Source organism: Marinactinospora rubrisoli (genome assembly GCF_042664915.1).
Classification (GTDB): domain Bacteria; phylum Actinomycetota; class Actinomycetes; order Streptosporangiales; family Streptosporangiaceae; genus Marinitenerispora; species Marinitenerispora rubrisoli.
This window is the reverse complement of the sequence record NZ_JBHTBH010000021.1, coordinates 1-19,729: the sequence shown is the minus strand read 5'-3', so window position 1 is coordinate 19,729 and position 19,729 is coordinate 1. Positions and strand designations below refer to the sequence as shown.

The following is a 19,729-nucleotide window of genomic DNA, read 5'->3' as shown; positions in this document are numbered from 1 at the left end:
TGTGCCGCCTGAACAGCCCACCGGCCCCATCACCCGCGCACGCGCCGGCCTCAAGGCGCTGGAGGTCCTGCAGGAGCTGGAGAAGACCCCCGGCGCCACCCCCACCGCCGAGCAACTCCGGGCGCTCAAAGCCTGGAGCGGGTGGGGGCCGATGGCCCCGGCCATGGAACGCACCCGCAAAGGCGCGTGGGAGGAGATCGGCGACCGGCTGGAGGAGCTGCTGTCCGAGGAGCGCTACGGCGCGGCGTACTCGGCCAGCTACGGCTCCTTCTACACCCCCCAGACCGTCACCGCGGCCTGCTGGGACCTGCTGCGCGGGCTCGGCTTCAGCAAGGGACGGATCCTGGAGCCCGGCTGCGGACACGGAACCTTCATCGCCACCACCCCGGCCGGGATGAACGTGGAATGGGTCGGTATCGAACGCGACCCCACCAGCGCCGCGATCGCCAGCTACCTGCACCCCGGCGCCACGATCCTCAACCGGACGCTGGAAGAGGCCAACCTCCCCACGGGGGCGGTCGATGCGGTCATCGGCAACGTCCCCTTCGGCAACACGACCGTCTTCGATGGGACCGCCCCGAAGGGTGTCACCGACACCCTGCACGACTACGCGATCTGGACGTCGGTGCAGGCCCTGGCTCCCGGCGGCGTCGCGGTGCTGGTGACCTCCTGCGGGACCCTGGACAAGCTGGCCACGCCCGCGCGCCGGGCGTTGGACCAGGAGGCCGTCCTGCTCGGCGCGATCCGGCTGCCCAACGAGGCTTTCACTTCCGCCGGAACCTCCACGCCCACCGACATCGTGATCCTGCGTCGCCGCAAGGGCGACGAGCCGGCCACCGATCACCGCGGCGGCAAGGCCGCCAACGTACCCTCCGACCCGCTGCTGGCCGCGATGGTCAAGGGGACATGGCTGAGCGCGGGGCACAAGGCCAACCGATGGTTCGAAGCCTTCCCCGACTCGCTGATCGGCCGGATCGAGCCCGATAACGCCCCCGGCCGCTCCTTCAAAGTGACGCCGCCCCCCGACTGGGAGACCGCGCTGCAGAGCGCGGTGGCCGCCACGGTCGAACGTGCCACGAGCGCCGGACTGGGCTGGGACGTGCTGCAGGCGCCCGCCCCGCTGGCCGAGATCCTCGCCGAGCGCGAGGACGGCCTGAAGGAAGGCCGCATCCTCACGGTCGAGCGGGAGGTGCCGGCCAGAGGCGGCAAGGTCCAGATCAAGCCGGTCCTGGCCCAGGTCGCCTTCGGCGAGATCGAGGAGCTGCGCACGGCCACGGGCAAGCTGCGTCCGGCCACCAAGGAGACCTTGCGGCTGATCGAGCTGCGCGACGCGGCGGTGGAGCTGTTCGATGCCGACGCCGACCAGGAGATTGCCGACGAGGACCTGGCGCCGATCCGGGAGCGCGCCGCGGCGCTGTATGACGCCTACCACGCCGACTACGGGCCGATCGGACGCTGCACCGTCTCCTACAGCGTCGATGCCGACACCGATGAGGTCACCGAGCGCCGCCAGACTCCCAACCTCGGCGGGATGCGCGACGACGTGGACTTCGCGACCTTGCTGGCGCTGGAAAACTACGACCTGGAGTCCAACACCGCCACCAAGGCCGACATCCTGCTGCGCCGGGTCCATAGGCCCGCGCAGCTCGCCGAGCGCGCCGAGACGCCGCACGAGGCCGTAGCGATGTCGCTCAACGTTACCAACCGCGTCGACATCCCCACCATTGGCCGCCTGCTGGACATCCCCACCGACCAGATCGAGCCGACCCTCCTGCAGGCGCGCGCCGCCTTCCGGGATCCCGCCGACCCGGCCGGCGGCCTCGTCCCGGCGGGCGAATACCTGTCGGGCATGGTCGGCCGCAAGCTGGAGACGGCCCGCCGGGCCGCCGAACGCGACGACTCCTACGCCGTCAACGTGGCCGCGCTTGAAGAGGTCCAGCCCGCACCCTTGACGCCCGATCAGATCGATGCGCCGCTGGGCGCCACCTGGATTCCGCCCGAGGATGTGCGGCAGTTCGCCAAGGAAACGCTCAACATCGAGGCGAAGGTGGGCCTGTACCGCTCGGTCGGGGACTGGGTGGTCACCGTGCAGTTCGGCCGAGACCGTGACGAGAACGTCAAGGAGTGGGGCACCCGCGACTTTTGCGGCCATGAGCTGCTGGAAAAGGCGCTGAACAACCGCACCCCGAACGTGTACAAGTACGACGGCGACCGCCGTGTCCTGGACCAGGAGGCTACCGATCAGGCCGCGCTCGCCCAGCGCCGTCTCGAAGACCGCTTCTCCGAATGGGTGTGGGAGGACCCGGCCCGCGCCGACCGGCTCGTGGCCGCCTACCACGAGGTGTTCTCCGCCAACCGCAAGCCCGCCTACGACGGCGGCGCGCTCACGTTTCCGGGCATGGCCGCCACCTTCGAGCCGTATGCCACCCAGCGCAACTTCGTCGCGATGAGCCTGGCCCTGCAAGGCTCGATCTGCGCGCATGAGATGGGTGGCGGCAAGACCGCGATCATGTTCATGACCGCGGTCAAGCACGTCCAGCTCGGGTTGGCGACCAATCCGATCATCGTCGTGCCCAACGGGCTGCTCGACGAGATCACGCGCGAAGGCAAACAGCTCTTCCCCAGCGCGCGCATCCTCATGGCCACCGAACGCGACCTGGACGGCCCGCGGGCGCGCAAGCGGTTCGCGGCCAAGTGCGCCGCCAACCAGTGGCACGCCATCGTCATGACCGAGTCGATGTTCAGCCGCATCCCGGTGCACCCCACCACCGAGGCCGACTTCCACGCCCGGGCGCGCGCCGAGAAACGCACCACTCTGCTCACCGACGCCAAGAAGGTGCGCCAACAGCGCGTCAAGGCGGTCGCGGCCAAGATCGACAGCCACGTCGCCCAGATCAAGAAGCTGCTGTCCTCGCCCAAGGACGACGGCATGTACCACGAGCACCTCGGCTCCACGATGCTGCTGTGCGACGAGGCGTCGGACTGGATGCGCAATCTCGGGATGCTGGCGCGGGCAGAGGGCTACTCAATGCCCTCGCCCGCGCGCACCATGAACGCCTTTCTGAAGGTGCAGCACACCCGTGCCAAGGGCGGAAAGGTCGTGCTGTTCACCGGAACTCCCTGGGTGGACAAGGCTCTGGAGATGTACACCCAACTCCTGATGGTGCACCCCGAGGGGCTGGAGGCCCGCGGCATCTTCACCGCCGAACAATGGGTCAAGAACTTCGTGCGATTCCAGCACGTCCTGGAGCCGAGCATGGACGGCGGGCAGTTGCGGCTGCGCAAGCGGCCCATGGAGCTGATCAACAAGCAGGAGCTGCAGGCGCTCTACGCCGAGTGCGCCGACGTCAAGCGCGGCAGCGACCTGCCCGTACGCCGCCCCCAGCTACGGCAGGCAACCCACCCGGTTCAGGCCACCCCCATCCAGCGGATGCACGCCCGCTACCTCGGCAAGCGCGAGAAGGAACTGCGGGGCTGGCGCACGGAGAAGGGACAGGACACCTATTTCACCCTGATCACCGAAGGCCGCAAAGCCGCCCTGGATCCGGTGCTGGCGGATCTCCCCGCCGACGGCCACACCAAGCTGGATGAGATGGCCGACCAGATCGCGACCCGCTACCACGCCACCAAGGACTTCCAGTTCCCCCATGACCCACCGAGCGTGAGCGGGCTGCTCCAACTCGGCTTCATCACTCTGGGCGTCCCCCAGCCGGCCGCCAACGGCACCCCGCCGGATGATCGCACCTACGGGCGGCTGCGCGACCGGCTCATCGCACGCGGCGTCCCCGCCGAGATGATCCGGTTCGTCCACGAAGCCGAGAAACCCGAGCAGCGCGCCGCCTTGTACTCCCAGTGCCGCAACGGCCAGGTCGCGGTGCTGCTGGGCTCCTTCAAGAAGATGGGATACGGCACCAACGTCCAGGACCGGCTGAGCGACATTCACATCGCCGACGTGGCGTGGAACCCGGCCGACATCAAGCAGGCGATCAAACGCGCCCACCGCCCCGGCAACCACAACACCGAGATCACCGCGCACTTCTACCCGGTCAAGGGCACCGTCGACAACCGGATGCTGTCCCTGAACCACCAGAAGATCAGCGTGGAGGAACAGTTCTTCCGCGACGACGGCGAGCGCCGGATGTCGGCCCAGTTCGGTGAGATCACCGCCAGCGAGCTGGGGGATCTCGCCGCGATCGCCGCCGACAACCCCGTGCTGCTGCGGCTGCAGCAGGCGCGACGCCGCCACGCGGCGCTGATGGCCGAGGCCAGCGGCCACCGGGTGCAGCAGGTCCGCATGAAGGCGCGGGCCGAGCAACGCGCGGAGGAGATCGAGGGAGTCCTCACTACGCTGCGCAGCGCCCGCTGGCTGGCGCGTGTGGTCGCCGCCAGCGACAACGACACCGTGCGCGCCTACCGCTCTGCCCTGACCGGTGACGCACTCGACCGGTACCTGAGAGAGAACGCCACCCGCGTTCTGCGCGGCGGCGTCGCGAACTCTGTCATTTCCTACAAGAACGTCTCCGTCAACTTCCACCACCCGGGAGGAGACGCGCCGCTGCTGGCCGAACTCAAGGTCAGCCCCTCCTCGGTCAGCCTGCAGACCCGCCCCGACCTCGCCCGCGAGTTCGCCGAGCAGAAATATCCGTTGGCCGGGGTGGAACGTCCGCTGGACCGCTGGCTGGTCACAGCGAAAGACGGGAGCCTCACCACAGTCCTTCTCGGTCTCATCAACGGCATCGATGACCACGTGCGGGAGCTTGAGCAGCGCCTGGAGTCGCTGGAGGAGACCAACGCCAAGGCGCGAAAGCTCGCCCAACGCCCGTTCCCCCGCCAAGACCAGCTTGAGAAACTCGCCAACGAGATCACCGAACTGGAGGAGCAAGCCCGCGCCACCGCCGCCGAAGAGCCCGAGGTCGCCGACGCTGTCCACCCCAGCGAGGTGCTGTTCACCGACGAGGTGAGTGTCCGCTCGGCGACACGTCCCCCGTCGCGGTGGCGCTCGGCCGACGTGCACGCCCACCCGCTCGCCCGCACCATCCACGGCCTGGCGTGGGTGCTCGACCACAACGACCTGGGATATGAGGTTGAACGGCCCTTCCACGCAGCGATCACCGGAGTCGGCGGGACCGTCGAAGCCACCATCCACACCCCGGCAGCGCTCCGCGACGAGGTGCTCCTGCGCGGCTGCTACTCCACCTTCGGCCACGCCCTGCGCGCCATCCGCGCCGAGATCGCCAGCCAGCTCGCCCCGGAAGGCGCCGAGTGGGCCGCGGAGATGTGGGGCGACGACATCGAGCGGCTGACCGACACCACCCCCCGCTCCCTACTACGCGACGCCCTCAACGCCAACGACGCCAAGCTGAGCCCCAACGCGTTGGTCGAAGCCGCGCCAGAGACGCTGGCCGACACCTACAGCCTCATCAAACTGAACGATGGCTCCGTGCATGCCGCCATGGTGGAACGCGTCGACGTCGACCACGTCCACACCGCCGCCGAGCACCCGTGGCCCCGCTCGCAGGTTACGGAGATGGCCTCGCTCGATCCGCGCCGCCGCTACCGGTTTCGTGCCGACGCGACAACGCCGTGGACGCTGGATCCGGCGCTACTGACCGACCTCACCACGACCACCGCCGAAAAAGCCGACCCCGACCTGGTCAAACGCGTCTTCGACCGAGTTCCCCTCGAATCCCCTGCGCTGGTCTCGCTGCGCCTGGACCTGAGCAGAGTGCACGAGCGGCCCGCCGGCGCCCCGACCACGCTGACGACGCAGGTCTACCTTGAGCGGGTCACCACGGCCTACACCGATGTCCAGCTACCGGTCCCCCTGCCCACGCTCTCCGCCGCCCCCAACGGCTCCGGCGAATTCCTCTACGTCCCGGCGCGGGTGCCCACGCACGCCATCACCCAGGCACGGGTGATCCCGCGCGCCGCTACCCAGACGGCCCCTGCAGCGAACGCCGCCGAGCTGGCATCCGCTGCGGCGGAAGATTCGCAGGACACCTCCACCGCGCAGGAAACGCTCCACGACGCACCTGCACCCGCACATCGGGGCGGCGCGGCGCAACAGCAGTCGTCCCCGTCCGGGCCCACACCGCCCGCAACCGACATCAACCCGACCGCGAACTCGGCCGGTCCGGCTCGCCCCCGCGCGGAAGATGTCTCCCCTGCGCACCAGCCCCCAGCACGGGAAGCCGACACGGCCGCCGACCGGGCACCCCAGCAGCGCCCGGCCAGTGAAAGGCCAGAACCGGCCGTCGCTTCAGAGGACCAGGAGACGGAGCAACACGTCGACGGGTCCGAAGCCGACAGCCTTGCTCCTGCCCCTGAACGTTTCACCGACGCCGAGACGCGTGCCCGCACCGCCCTGCAAGCCCTGGCCGAACTACTCAAGCGCGTTCGCGGTGATCTGGAACCGAGCCGCGACGACCTGAACGCGGCGCTGAGCGAGATGCTGGATCACGGCCTGCACAAGCGGGTGCGGGAGCTGATCGCCGAAGCCGACACCGTCGATCCCGGGGCGTGGGGGAGGCGCGATCTGCTGCGTGCCCGCGCCCTGGTCGAGCACGACCCTGAGGCGCTGAAGGACGCGCTCGTCATCTTCGTGGACTACGAGCAGTTCGGCTTGCGGTGCTACGAGGTGCACGGCGCCCAGTACCGGGGCACCCAGCTGGACAAACTCCTCCGCAACCACCAGTTCAGGTGGTACGAGCCGAAGCAGTGCTGGCGGTTGAACCCGGACTGGGACGCCAGCACCCAGTATCGGTGGCTGAGGCGGCTCCGTGACGCGCTGGATAGCCACGATCACCCCTATCTCCTCTCCAAGAGCCACAAGATCCTGTCCGATCAGCACGCCGCCGCGGCTGCCGCTGGCCAAGGCGACCGTGCTGGAGACGCCGCGTCGGCGGATGGCCCTGCCGACGCTGGCGCGGCGGCAGTGCCCGCCGAGCCGACCCCGCCCAGCCAGGAGGAGGCAACGATGACAGCCGGATCGGCCCCGGACGCCGGTTCCGCACCTGCCGGGGACATCCCGGCCGGCCTGCCCGCGGTGACGGCGTCCGGCCATATCGGTGAGGTCGCCGATGTGGCCGAGCTGCGCGATGTCACCGTCACGCGGATCTCCCGCTTCGAGCAGCGCGGTAAGCCGCGCTGGCTGGTGGCCTACCAGGTCCCCGGCCTGGGGGAGGTGGTGAGCTTCACCGGTGAGGCGCCCACGGTCACACGCGGCCAGCGCCTGGAGCGGCTCCGCGTCAAGATCACCGAGCACCGCGAGTATCGCGGCGATGCTCAGACCGTGGTCCAGCCGATCGTCAACCGCTCAACAAGCGCGTTCACGCCCACCGAGGAGCAGCAGGCGATCCGCCAAGCCGCACTAGACGGCAAGAAGATGGTGGTGCAGGCCGCCGCCGGCACCGGCAAAACCTCCACCCTCCTGCAGATCTCCGAAGCGCTGGCCGACCAGGGCCGCAAGGGCGCCTACGTCGTCTACGGCCGCGACAACGCCGATGAGGCGGCCACCAAGCTCGGCCACCTCCCCGTGCACGTCAACACCCTGCACGGCTTCGCCCACAAGGCCGTCGGCGGCCGCTACGCCCGGCGGCTGCGCGGCGATCGGACGCCGGACTGGGACGCCGCCGGGCGGCGGCTGGGGCTGCTCGCGCTGCAGCTGCCCGACCTGGGCACGCTGGAGCGCGCCGACCTGGCACGGCTGGTCGACCGCACCGTCTACCGGTTCGAGCTGTCGGCCGACGCCGAGATCAGCGCGCTGCACCTACCGCGCCTGCCCGGGGCCACCGACGCCGACCAGCGGCTCCTCCGAAAGACTCTGGAGCCGGTCCTGGAACGGGCCTGGGCCGACATGCGCGACCCGACCGGGACCCTGTTCCGGTTCCGCCACGACACCTACGTCAAGATCTGGCAGCTCCTGCCCGAAGGCCCGCGCATCGACGTCGGTGGCCGCAATCAGGGCTACCTGATGATCGATGAAGCCCAGGACATCAACCCCGTCGCCGAAGACATCCTGCGCCGCCAGACCCACCTGCAGCAGATCTGGGTCGGCGACTCCTCCCAGGCCATCCACGAGTGGCGTGGCGCGCGCGACGCCCTGATCCGGCAGGACCCCGACGTCGCACTCACCCTCACCCAGTCGTTTCGGTTCGGGGAGCCGGTCGCGGTCGAGGGCAACAAGTGGCTGGAGCTCATCGGCGCGCCGCTGCGGGTGCGCGGCACCCCCGGCCGCGACACCGTGGTGCTCGATGAGGAGCCCGCCGGCTGGCGGCCCGACCTCATCCTCGCCCGTACCAACGCCGGGGTGTTCACGGCCGCGCTCGCCGAACTGCGTCAAGGCCGCCGGGTGGCGATCGCCGGCGGCACCGACGACCTGTCCAGCCTGGTGGACGCCGCCGCGAAGCTGCAGTCCGGCCAGCGCACCTCCCACCCGGACCTGGCGCACTTCCGGTCCTGGGAGCAGGTCATGAAGGTCGCCAGGGAGCACCCCGACGATCTCGGCCAGCTCGCCCCGTTCGTCCGGCTGGTCGACACCCACGGGGTCTCCTCGGTGCGCTCGGCCCTGGAGCAGATGCGCCAGAGCGACCCGGACGTGCGGGTCTCCACGGCCCACCGGGCCAAGGGCCTGGAGGCCGACCATGTGCGCATCGGGGAGGACTTCGCTTGGCCGCAGGACCGCAAGCTGTCCACGGCGGAGATGCGCCAGGAGAGCCAGCTCGCCTACGTGGCCATCACCCGCGCCCGCCGCACCCTGGTGCGCGGCAGTCTCGCCTTCGTCGACGACCTGCTCGCCGACAAACGCGCCGAGACCAACCAGGCCGGCGCCGCAGAGACCGCGGCCCTGGCCTCCGGCCCCGCCCCCGCCGAACCGGCCTCGACCGCGACGGCTACGCCGGACGGCGCGACGCCGCAGGATGAGCCGGAACAGATGGACCTGCTCACGGCCGTTGATGAGGCCGCGTCTGAGCAGCAGGCCGGAGACGATGCGGCCGCCGCGCCAGCGGAGCCGGCCGACACCACCCCATCGCCCGGCCCGGCCCCCTCGTCGGTCGGCTCGACTACCACCTCTCCCGCTCCCGTCGAGGAACCGGCATGGCTCGCACAGGCACGGGATGCGCTGCGGCGGCTGCGGGAAGCGGCCCCCGGCGTGCGGGAGGAGCGCCGCCGCGACTTCAACGCCGCTGTCGAAGGGCTCCTGAACCACGACGACCGCCGCTACATCGCCGCAGAGCTGATCCAAGAGGCACTCAAGGCCGATCCGGCCGGAGCATGGGAACGCCAGCACCTGCGTGACCAAACGCTGCTCCCGTCTGCGCCTGAGGAACCGGCGGTGCGCATCGACAGTGACTTCGACGGCTCCATCATCGTGCGCGGCAGCAGCCTCGACCGTGATCACTATGATCACCTCCAAGGGCTCGTGCAGGACCTGGGATTCGAGCGAAACCCGCGTGGTCACAACATGTGGCGCGCGGTCGGGAGCCCAGCCGAGCAGCAGGCCCGCGTCCAGGACTTGATCAAGCGCCTGGAAGACACCGGCACGGAGTACTACGGAGAGGACCACTACCAGCTCCACGGGCCGGCCGAGCCCAAGGTCGCCGCCGCCTGGACGGCACTCGAAGCATTGGAGACCTCCGTCCCCGAACGCCGCGAGGAGCGGCGCCGCGACTTCAACGCTATCCTCGAAGAACTCGTCATGGATGGCTGGTACAACGGCGCGGTACGGGTGCTGCTGCGCCAAGCCGGGGAGATCGACCCGGCTGGTATCGAAAGCCGCGAGTTCCTGACGACAATAGCCACCACCGGGGAGTACCGTGCCGGTGACGCTGTCAACAGCGAACAGCCAGCAGCCTCCCCCACCGCTGCTTCCGCTCCGACCGCCGAGACGGCACCGACCGCACAGACACCAGCCCAGCCGCAGCCGCGCGGCAGCGAGGCCAGCGAACCCGGTTCCGGCTCCTCCAGCACCACAACTGCTGCGGGCGACGACCCCACGACCGGCAGCAGAGCAGACATGGCGGAACCGGCTCCAGCCCCGGCGCGGGAGATCCCGATGGCCGTCGCAGCCGCGCGCAACGCGCTGGAGCTGCTACGAGGAGCTGACAGAAAGTCCCTGCCCCAGCACCGTCAGAGCCTCAACGAGGCGCTGCGCGCACTGACGGCCGAGCCGGAACACCACGCCGCCGCACTCGACGTCATCACCGAGGCCAACCGTGCGGACCCGGCCGGGGGGTGGGAGCGTCAGACGCTACGGGACGCGATCACCACCGCCGATGTGGCCGCCGCACCTCCCTCGCGTCTGGTCCGCGTGGAGTTCCAAGAGGGCGTCAACATCGTCATGCGTTGGCCCTCTGATGATCCGACACTCCGGGCAATCTTCGGCACGGAAAAGCTGAAGTACTCCAAACAGTCTGACCTGTGGGCGGGATCGGGCTGGAGCGCGGCGAGGCAGCGGGAACGGTTGGGACGCCTGCTCGTCGCCTTCGAGGAGGCCGGCTACATCGCGATCGCCGAAGAGAACTACGAACGGTTGCGTCCTCGCCTGCAGCAGCCGCCCTCTCCTAGCACCACCGCGCCCACGCCGCCCCCAAACGCCGCCAAGAGCGGCCACAGCGATCAGGGAGAAGTCGCCATGACACAACCCCCGCCCGAGCCCAGCAGCTACGACAACAAGCGGAGCAACTTCCGCACCGGCCAGCAGCAGGAGGGCGCGAACGCTTCCGGCCGGCGGCGTCCGACTTTGAGGATGGGAGTGACCGGGGCCGACTCCAGCGGTCCGCAGGCCAACACCGACCAGAACAGCAGCCAGCAGCAGCGCCGCCCGACCTTGACGCTCGGCGTGGACGGCTCACAAGCCGACGCGCCCGACCAGCGGCAGTCCACCGACCGCAAGGCGCAGCGGGCGGTGACCGCGGCCGACGGCGACGACGCGCAAGAGCAGAACTCGGCCGCCAGCGCGGTGCGCATCGACGCCCGCGTCCTGCGCACCAACCACAAGAAGTGGCAGCGTCTGCTGCAGAGCGAGGGGCGCGCCGAGGCGATCCGGCAGGTCGACCCCGACGTGCACAAACGTGCGCTCACTGAATGCACCAAGGCGTTCGAGGCCGGCCAAGACGTGCATCTGATCATGCCGTCCAACGACCCCAAGGCCATCGCTACCTACATCGAGCTGGCCCGCAAGCACGGCTACCAGATCCAGCTGGCGGTCCGGGTCGGCGCGGACGCCAAACGCGAGATGGCCACCATCCGCAACATGTTCGAGCACGCCAAGAACAACACCGCGCACCAGGCGGTCAGCCTGCGCGAACAGGAAACCGAACTGGCCAACATGCGTGCCCTGCTGGAGCAGGCGCACAAGGACAAGCTGGTCGACAGCATCAAGATCTACCCGGCCGACAGCAACACGCCGGCCTACGTCAACGAACTGCGCCACGACCGCAACGAACGCGGCGAACGCGTCGAGAGCGTGTGGAGCAACCCCCGCGGTATCGCCGCCGCCGTCTCCGACCTGCGCCGCCAGCCCCTCACCAACGCCGAGAAGGAAGCGATCCGGCGCGAGGTGAACAGCATCTACAAGGAGCTGCCCCGCGCCGACCAGGTGGACGAGGAGGGCCTGCGGTGGCGCAACGAGATCGCCCGTGGGCTCAACGGCCTGGCCCAGGCGATGGGGATGGACCCGCTAGATGAGGATCTGGCCCGCCGCATGACGATGGAGAGCAACGGCGACGCGCTCGCCCAGCCCGGCCAGCAGGCCGCCCAGCCGTCCAACGACGGATCGGCCGAGGCGACGCAGAACGGCGCCACGCCCAACGGGGCGGCCGCGGAGAACACTGAGCCTTCGCACTCCTCCGACGGCGCGCCGTCGCAGCCGGAGGAGCCGCCGTTCGACCCCCTCGAGGACCTGCCCAGCGAGGAACAGGCCATCAAGGCATCCAACAGCACGGGCGGAGTCAAAACCAGCCCGAAGCAGGTCCACGAGCAGAACGCCTCCGCGGCTCCGGCTCACGCCGAGCACGCCACGCCCACCGCCAGCGCGCACCACTGACAGGGCAAAGGAAAGAGACGTGAGAGCCAGCACTCATCCGGATTGTCTGCGCGTGGCCGTGATGGCCGCCGGCCGTCCCAGCGATCAGGCCGCCGAACACGTCCGGCACCTCATCGCGGCCGTTGCGGCCGGCCGATGCCCGAGGTGCGGCGACCCGCTCGGCCGCTGGCCGGCGTCCTCAACGGCCACACCGGACGGCTGCGTTCCGGTGTGCATCGCGTGCGCGTCCCATGAGGAGTGGCTGGCCGAAGCCAAAGAGCCGCCCGCGACCCCCGATCTGTGGCCGCTGGACCCGGACAAGATCGAGCACTAACGTCGCCCCGCGGGCCCGGCCGGGCTACGGCCGGGCCCGCGGCCGGGGCGCCTCCGTCGAAGACGGGCGCGGCGGCTGATCATGCGTCTGCGGGCTCGACGTCGACGGCGCGGGCATGCCGCCGGGCAGCGCCTGAAGCGCCCGTTCCAACGCGGGATCGAGTTCGGCGTCGGGCAACTGCGCGGCCTGCTCCACGGTGATGCCGCGCTCGCCCGCGACCTGCTCCACGCGCACCTGCCGGGCCCGCGCCTGGTCGGCCTCGGCTTGGCGGACGTCCGCCTGAATCGCTTCGTCGCGTAGGCGCCGAGCCAGTTCACCGACCTCGAACAAGTCGTCCTGCTGGCGCTTTAGGACCCGGGTCTTATAGGCGATGTCGTCCTCGATCTGCCGGCGTCGTCTCCGGCTTCTCCAGGAGGAGTCGAGGTTCCGTAGCTCCTCGCGGAGCTGGTCGATCTCGCCTCGTACCTCGCGGATGTTCGCCGCGTGCTCGTCGGCCTGCTGCTTGAAGTCGGCGAGCTGCCGGGGGAGCCTGCGGGCGTGTGGCCCTTGACCGGCGCGGGCCTGCTCCATGGTGAGCGGCGTCCACTCCGGCTCTGCGGCCATGCTCTGACGCTCATCGGTGACTGCCGAACCGACCCCCTCCCAGGGGCGTTCGGCCTGGTCAACCGCCATGCCCAGGGCCTCGCTCGCGGTGCTGAACTTCGGAGCGCCGTCGATCTCGTCGGTCACCATGCCGTCATCGACATCGGTGAGCGTGGCGGCGTAGGCGGCCACGGCCCGCGCCAGCCGCTCCTCGTCCGACCTGGCCTCACCGAGCCGGGCGCGAGTCTCCCACGACTCCACGTCCAGCGCGGGCAGGTACAGATCCGCGCGCTCCCGCGCCCGCGACAGCGCCGGGTAGAGGGAGTGGGCGTCGGCTCCCACTCCGTAGGCGTGCACCCGCTCACAGGTCAGCCCCTGCGCTGAGGCGATCGTCATCGCGTAGCCGTGGGTCAGGTCGCCCCGCGCTATCGCGTCCGGGGCGATCCAGGCGCGCTCCATGCCGCGCTGGGGGTGACGCCACTCCACGAGCGCCCCCCGCCGACGATCCACGGACAACACAACGCCCCGGTATCCGTTCAGCACATCCGGATCGCTGCTATTGCGGCTGCGGTAGTCGTTGCGGCGCAGGCGGACGACCTCTCCGACGGCCAGCTCCAAGCGCTCACCGCCAGCCGTCGCGAACTCCACGTCCAGGCTGGACAGGTGATCGGCCCGACGCGCCGTGGCGCGCGCGATCCGGTTGATCTCCTCCACATCGTGGTTGGTCGCGGCGAGCATGAGCACGTCAGCGATCGCCTCGTGGACGTCGGCGATGGGGGCGCGATCCTGCCACCACGCGGCCACCATCGCCGCGTGGGCCTCCTCCACGGTCTCCGGCGCGTGCACCCGGCCGTGCTGCGCCCACATCGCCAGCGCGCTGCGACGGGCGCCGTCGTGCCAGACGGCGAGTGCGGCGCGGTCCACGTCGTGGCGCTGCCTGCGGTTTTCCGTCAGCGTCAACCCACTGACGATTTGGTGCACGCGTTTGAACCATCCACCACCGGCGCCCACAGCCTTGAGCTGGGCGGGGTCGCCGATCGAGACGATCTTGGTGCCGGAGTGCTGGGCGGCCTCGATGATCACGGCGGCCGAACGCGCGTCGACCATCGCCGCCTCATCGATGACGAGCACGTCCACGCCGTCCAGGCCCCGGCCAGCCTCGATGCGCCGCACCCACGCCGCCACCGTCTGGCTGGGGATACGGGCCTGGGCCGACAGGTTCGCCGCCGCCACCGCCGCCGTGGCGGCGCCCGCGACCCGGTATCCTGCCGCCTCCCAGCCCTGCCGCGCCACACTCATGATCGTGGTCTTGCCGGTCCCGGGGCGCCCGATGACGGCATCGACGCCGAACTCGGCGCTCAGCAGCCGCTCCACCACCGCCCGCTGCTCGGCCGAGAGCGCAAAACCGCGGCGATGCTCCGCCTCGGCGAGCACCCGGCCAGCGACGGGCTCGGCGACGACCACCCGGTCTGACCCGATCCCCTCGGCCGCAGCCGAGGTGATGCTGCGCTCGGCGGCGACGACATCCGCCGAGGTGTAGCGGGCGGCATTGGCCATGTGCACCTGGCCGGACTCGGGCAGGACCACCGCCCGGGGGTCGGCCAGCACATGGGCGGTCAGCTCCTCCAGCTCGGCCCCGTCGGACAGTCCGGCCGGACACGCGTCTGCCACGGCCGCCATGACCCTGGCCCGGGTCGTCACGGTGGTGTGGGCGGTCACCCCGCTCTCGGGGTCCCACACCATGTCCGCCACGGCGTCAGGGTCCGGCCGGTCCGGCACATCCGGACCGCGCCTGGCGGCCGCACCGGCCGGACCCGGCCCGCCCAGAACCTGCTGCACCAGGCCGACGATGTCGATGCCGGCGGCTGCGGCGCGCTCCCTCCAGGAGGCACGCTCCTGCTCCGGCGTCCACGCACGCTTGGGCGCGGCCGTGCGCCGCGCCGCCCGCCGGCGCTCGTCCGGGCTGGCGTCCGGCCCGACCTCGGCATCCACCTGCGCCGCCCGTCGGGAGTACAGGGCGCGTACCTCGGCGCCGAACCCGACGATCTCCCACCGCCCGGTCGCCGGGTTGCGCTCGTAAGCCACGCCGAACTCGGCCGTCATGAGCTGGCGGGAGATGGCACGGGCCAGTTGTCCCACGGCGGGGACGTGGCGCATGAGGTCGCGGCCGCCGGCCGCCACGGTCCGCCACTTGCCGTCGGCACACCGAACCATGTTGGGGATCATCACGTGGACGTGGTCGTGAGGGTCTCCCGGAGTGCCGTCTCCGGTCCCGCGCGCAGAGCGATGGTGGGTCGCGGTGGCTGCCCATCCGGTGGTCTCCACGCGCTCGGCGCGCTGGCCGTCGCCGTGATGGCCGCTCATGCCGTAGGCGCACCAGGACTCCAGCGCGGCCATGGCCCGCCGAACGGCCTCCATGTGGATCTCGGCGATCCGTGCGGCTGTCGCCTCGTCCACCTGGCCGATCGCCTCGCTCTTGGGAAAGTCGAAGTCGATACGCCATGCCGGAATGCCGATGGTGACGCGCTCGTCGGCGTGCTCGCGCGCGGTGGCCAGCTCGTCGGGCTCGTACAGCTCGGCAGGGTCCACACCGGCTTGGGCGGCGATGGCCTCCAGGTCCCGGACCGGCGCCCGGTGCGCGTCGCCGTCACGGTGGAGCCCGCGCTGCAACTGGGCGAAGCGCTTGGCCCACTTCCCCCCGCCGAGGAGATTCTCAGGCGACACCTGCTCGGCTGCGGCGGCCCGCTCGACGGCCTCGCTCAAGGGGCGGGCGGTCAGCTTCGCGGCCGGGTGCACGGCCTTCTTCGGCTTCACCAGTTGGACGCCGGTGTGGGGGTCCCGGCCGCTCATGACCTCGCGGACCTCTTGGACCTGCGCGGGTCCTTCCAGGACCGTGCCGGCCTCGTGCCCGAACTCCGCCCAGCCTGCGCCCAGCCGCTCGATCCCACGCACGGAGCCGTCGAGCCGGTAGTTCAGGGCGACGTCGGCGGCGCTCGGAGTGGCCCCGCACTCCTGCGCCAGCCGGTAGTCCCTCTCCTGTCGGGTGTGCATCGGCCCTCCTGCGGCCACTGCGCACCCCCTGTCTCTTCTCGACCGCCTCCGGCGGGCGGTCGGCGCCGAGCGCCGACAAGATCGTATCGAAGATACCCGCGTCCTTCTGCTGTGAAGGGAGGGGGATGAACAAGGAGAGAGCAAGCAGAGAGAGGGGGTGGGGTGTCCCGTGCAGACGAACTTTGCATCGGCCAGCGAGCTTCACTTGATCTTGCACAGGTCAACCTGATCTTTCACGGAAAGGCGCATGGCCGACCATCGGTGCCGTGTTCTGGCGGCCCGGCGGGCGCGCAGCGCGTTGAGGGGTGCGGGTACCGAACACGGTCCCCGTTCGCCGGACACAATGCGGGCCCCGGCCGGTTGGCCGGGGCCCGCATTGGACTCAGGGAGTTAGAGCTGAGGGGGAACTATGTGAGGGTGAACGCCTCGCATGCCTCCCCGTCGGCGTGCGCGTCGTGGGGCAGGTTGCATCCCGGCCGAGTGCAATACGAATCGGCGGGGGCGTCCACTTCCCCGCAGTCCTCGTCCTGGCAGACGGCGCAGTCGTCGTCGCCGTACTCGGCGAGGCGTCGCAGGCTCTCCATGGGATCGGCCCATGGGTGCAGCACCTTGTGTAGGTGAGCAAATCCGGTAACCACTTCCACGGCGAGCGCCGTGTCGGTGGCGGCGCTGCGCGTGGGCGGCTCGTCGCGGTAGATCTCTGCGCTGAGTTCTCCCAATAGCACCAGTGTCGCTGTAACGGCCTCGATATCCTCCGGAGCTCTCGCGTAGCTCGCGATGGCCTTCCCCCTGTACGGATTTTTTGCGTAGGCGGCCCGGTATGCCGCCACGTCGGCGTCGAGGGCTCGGTTGGCGTCCTGCAGCACCCTTTCCACGTCCATGCCCAGCGACCGCAGTCCCCGGAGGACGAGGCGGCGGAAGGTTTCTTCGTGGGCTGCCGGGGTTGGCAGCTTGTCCATCGGGACTGGGAACCTGGTACGGGTCAGCCAGATCGCGAGGCTGGTGCGGGCGGTGATCTGGGCGTGGGGGGTGATGCGCGTTGGCGTCTCTTGCGCCTCTTCCCCGGCTTCGTACCAGCACCATTGCCAGGCTCCGACAGGGTAGAGGCCGTCCCTGGGCGGGATCTCCTCGACGTCCTCGTCGGTGAGCGAGAGCACCCGGAACGGAAGCCCCCCGAACGGATCCTCTACTACGAGCAGTTGCTGCTCGTAGGGGTCGCCGTGGAGGTCGGCGGCGATTTCGCGCACGGTCTCTGGGGCGAATCGGGGGACAAGGCATCCTTTATACCTTTCGCGGCGGTCGACCACCGCGGGGTAGGACCGTTGCAGCGCATCGGTGGTGACGTCCACCTGCCTTAGGTCGAAGGACAGGTGAGCGGAATAAAACTCGCGAATCACCTGCACGGCGCGAGCCGTGTCGGCGACGTGGTCGCGGGACTTGGACGAATAGAGGGTGCGTACGTCGTCGGGGTCGCTGTCTCCGCCGTCTGGGTAGTAGCACACCAGCCAGCCAGTGTGCTCGTTGAGGTCGTAGAGCACGCGGGCGTCGTCATTAGACGCCCAGAGTTCACCTCCGTTGTAGAGGGTGATGATGATGGCGGTTTCGGCGTCGCCTCCTCTGCCCCAGCACTCGGCTGCGATGCCTTCGGCGGCGAGCGCCTTGGTGAGATAGGCGCCAGCGGTGATAGTCATGTTGATCTTTCTTCTTGGGTGCGAGCGGGCGGCCCCCATTAGGGGTGAGGGCCGCCCTGGCGTTCAGTTGTGCAGTTCGATTTCGTCAAGTTCGACCCATGGCGCGAGTTCTTCCGCGCCGTCTTCATCGGCGACGTGCAGGCGTGCGGACTCAAACCATGCGCGGAGAGCGCGCATGACTTCCGTCCGATCCATGAGCAGAGGGAGTGTGTAGGAGACGACGCGAAGTCGCGCCGTCACCTTGACGATGTCGGCCTCGCTTTCTGCTGCCGCCTGCATGAGACGCCGCTGCGCCTGCTCCAGCACGATTCCGGCGTTGGCGTGGTAGGTGGGGGCGATGGCCAGCAGCGAGGTGATCAGGTCGTAAATGACCTGCTCGCGGCCGTCGCCGTGTTCCCGCAGGAACGCGGCGACGGCCGCGTGGGCTGCTGCCTGGTTCTCCGCCATGGGGATGCCTCTTTCTCGGGTTCGGGTGTGACTCGGGCTGTGGGCCGCTGGTGGGCGGGCCGCCCCCGACCCAGGTGGGGGCGGCCCGCGACGTCATCGAGTGGAGGGGGCGGACACTCGCGCCCGCGCGCGGGCGATGTAGGTGTCCGCGTCACCGGTCTCGACCTGGGCGAACGCCATCACGACGGCGAGCGCCGTTGCGTAGGCGTTGACGACTTCTGCCCGCTCCGCCGTGGTGTCGTCGCCGGTGAGCAGCATGAACAGCTGCTTGCCGCGCTCGTGATCCACGTGGATCTCGCGGTGGATCGTGATGGCCTCGATGGCGTCGTTGGCCTCTTCTTCGTCCGGGCACTGCCATCGGCGCTCGGCTTCGGCGATCAGGGCGCTGAGGCCCATTCCCGCCGCGAGCGCTTCCCGCAGGATCCGGGTGGCGACGAGGCGGACCCCGTTCTGGAGCGGGAGCTGGTCTTCCTCTGCTTCGGCGAGGGAGAGCGCGACGGCGTAGATCGTCCCGAACTGTTCGGCGATCATGGTTCTCCTTTTCGGGTGTTGGCTGGGTTCTGTGGTTTGCTGGTGGGCGGGCCGCCCCCATTAGGGGTGGGGGCGGCCCGGTTCAGCGCTTCAGGACCCGAGTGTGCGGCGGGATCCGCCGAGTCGGCGCTGGCCGATGTCGGCGCGGTCGCCTGCAGCGGATCCGGCGGTGTATCCGCTGGCGTTCGCGCGGGATCGCGTGGTGCGCAGCTGGCCCCGGAACGCGGCCTCCATCGCCGCTGTTACGCGGCGGCTGCGGTCCACGAGGACGAGGGCCGTTGACCGGCCATCTGCGTCCCCGGCTTCCTGGACGGCCTGCTGCTCCGCCGCCCTGAGCCGCAGTCCGACACGGTCGGCGAAGCCTTTGAGCCAACCGTCGCGAAAGCGACGGATGGTGAGGTGCCCGGGCACCTCGTCTTCGGTGATGCGCTCGACTCCGCTCAGCATCTGCAGCTCTACGGCGGGGTACACCGCTTCCAGCCGCTCCATGTCGGAGGCGTATCCGAAGACATGGACGGTAGTTGCGCCAACTTCGCGGACGGCGTCGCAGCGCATCGCGGTGGCGAGGCGGTACGTGAGCCGGGCCTTGGCTCGCGCCCGGGGGTTCTTCAGGTTGATGACCTTGTTGATGATCTCGTCGGTGTCGCCGTTCGCGGCGGCCATGGCGCGCTCAACGCCGTAGCGCGCCACGAGCAGGTCGGCGCGCTGCTCGCACGCCTCCCGTTCCGCTGGGGTGGTGGCGGGGTCTGCGGCCTTGGTCAACAGGGCCGCGACCAGCTTCTGGACGTCGTGAATGCTCCTCAAAGTCCCTCCAAGGGAGTTGCGGTTCGGGGGCTTCCCCGCCCCGTCCTTACGAATAAATACTACCACATTTTTGATCGAAGAGAGGTCCTTGAGCTGGGCGAACAGTGTTTTTTGTGGTTCGGCTTGGCGGGTGGTTGTGCGGTGGTCGTTTGAGGTCGCTCACCTCATGAGCGGGGCCGCTGTGCCATCCCGGTGCTGTCGTCCCACGCCCCGCGCAAGCGCGCCGACCACCGGCCTGCCACCGAGCGAAGCGAGGCTCGACCC

At 69.8% G+C, this 19,729-nt stretch carries 7 protein-coding genes; 2 read left to right on the top strand and 5 right to left on the bottom strand.

Features of this window, described 5'->3' with window-relative positions; genetic code table 11:
* The first annotated feature begins 1 nt into the window (after position 1).
* Both ACFQRF_RS27100 and ACFQRF_RS27095 read left to right on the top strand, forming a co-directional pair.
* Positions 2 to 12,046 carry a UvrD-helicase domain-containing protein gene (locus ACFQRF_RS27100; RefSeq protein ID WP_379874249.1) on the top strand — a complete coding sequence of 4,015 codons (12,045 nt, stop codon included), beginning with the start codon at positions 2 to 4 and terminating at the stop codon, positions 12,044 to 12,046.
* A 19-nt stretch (positions 12,047 to 12,065) separates the two neighbouring features.
* Complete coding sequence (locus tag ACFQRF_RS27095; protein ID WP_379874247.1) at positions 12,066 to 12,359, top strand: hypothetical protein; 294 nt, start codon at positions 12,066 to 12,068, stop codon at positions 12,357 to 12,359.
* Between the two features lie 24 nt (positions 12,360 to 12,383).
* Here the strand turns inward: ACFQRF_RS27095 and ACFQRF_RS27090 are convergent, their stop codons facing one another.
* From ACFQRF_RS27090 to ACFQRF_RS27070, 5 genes are all read right to left on the bottom strand, one after another.
* The gene (locus ACFQRF_RS27090; protein WP_379874246.1) at positions 12,384 to 15,992 is read right to left on the bottom strand and encodes an AAA family ATPase; all 3,609 of its coding nucleotides are present in this window, start codon (positions 15,990 to 15,992) and stop codon (positions 12,384 to 12,386) included.
* A 407-nt stretch (positions 15,993 to 16,399) separates the two neighbouring features.
* On the bottom strand, positions 16,400 to 17,683 hold the full coding sequence (locus ACFQRF_RS27085) for a hypothetical protein (protein ID WP_379874244.1): 1,284 nt from the start codon (positions 17,681 to 17,683) through the stop codon (positions 16,400 to 16,402).
* Positions 17,684 to 17,746: 63 nt separating this feature from the next.
* A complete protein-coding gene (locus ACFQRF_RS27080; RefSeq protein WP_379874243.1) occupies positions 17,747 to 18,130 on the bottom strand; it encodes a hypothetical protein in 384 nt (127 codons plus the stop codon).
* Between the two features lie 93 nt (positions 18,131 to 18,223).
* Positions 18,224 to 18,661 carry a hypothetical protein gene (locus ACFQRF_RS27075; RefSeq protein WP_379874241.1) on the bottom strand — a complete coding sequence of 146 codons (438 nt, stop codon included), beginning with the start codon at positions 18,659 to 18,661 and terminating at the stop codon, positions 18,224 to 18,226.
* A gap of 90 nt (positions 18,662 to 18,751) precedes the next feature.
* Positions 18,752 to 19,465, bottom strand: a complete 714-nt coding sequence (locus ACFQRF_RS27070) for a DUF7168 domain-containing protein (RefSeq protein WP_379874240.1) — start codon at positions 19,463 to 19,465, stop codon at positions 18,752 to 18,754.
* Positions 19,466 to 19,729 lie beyond the last annotated feature (264 nt).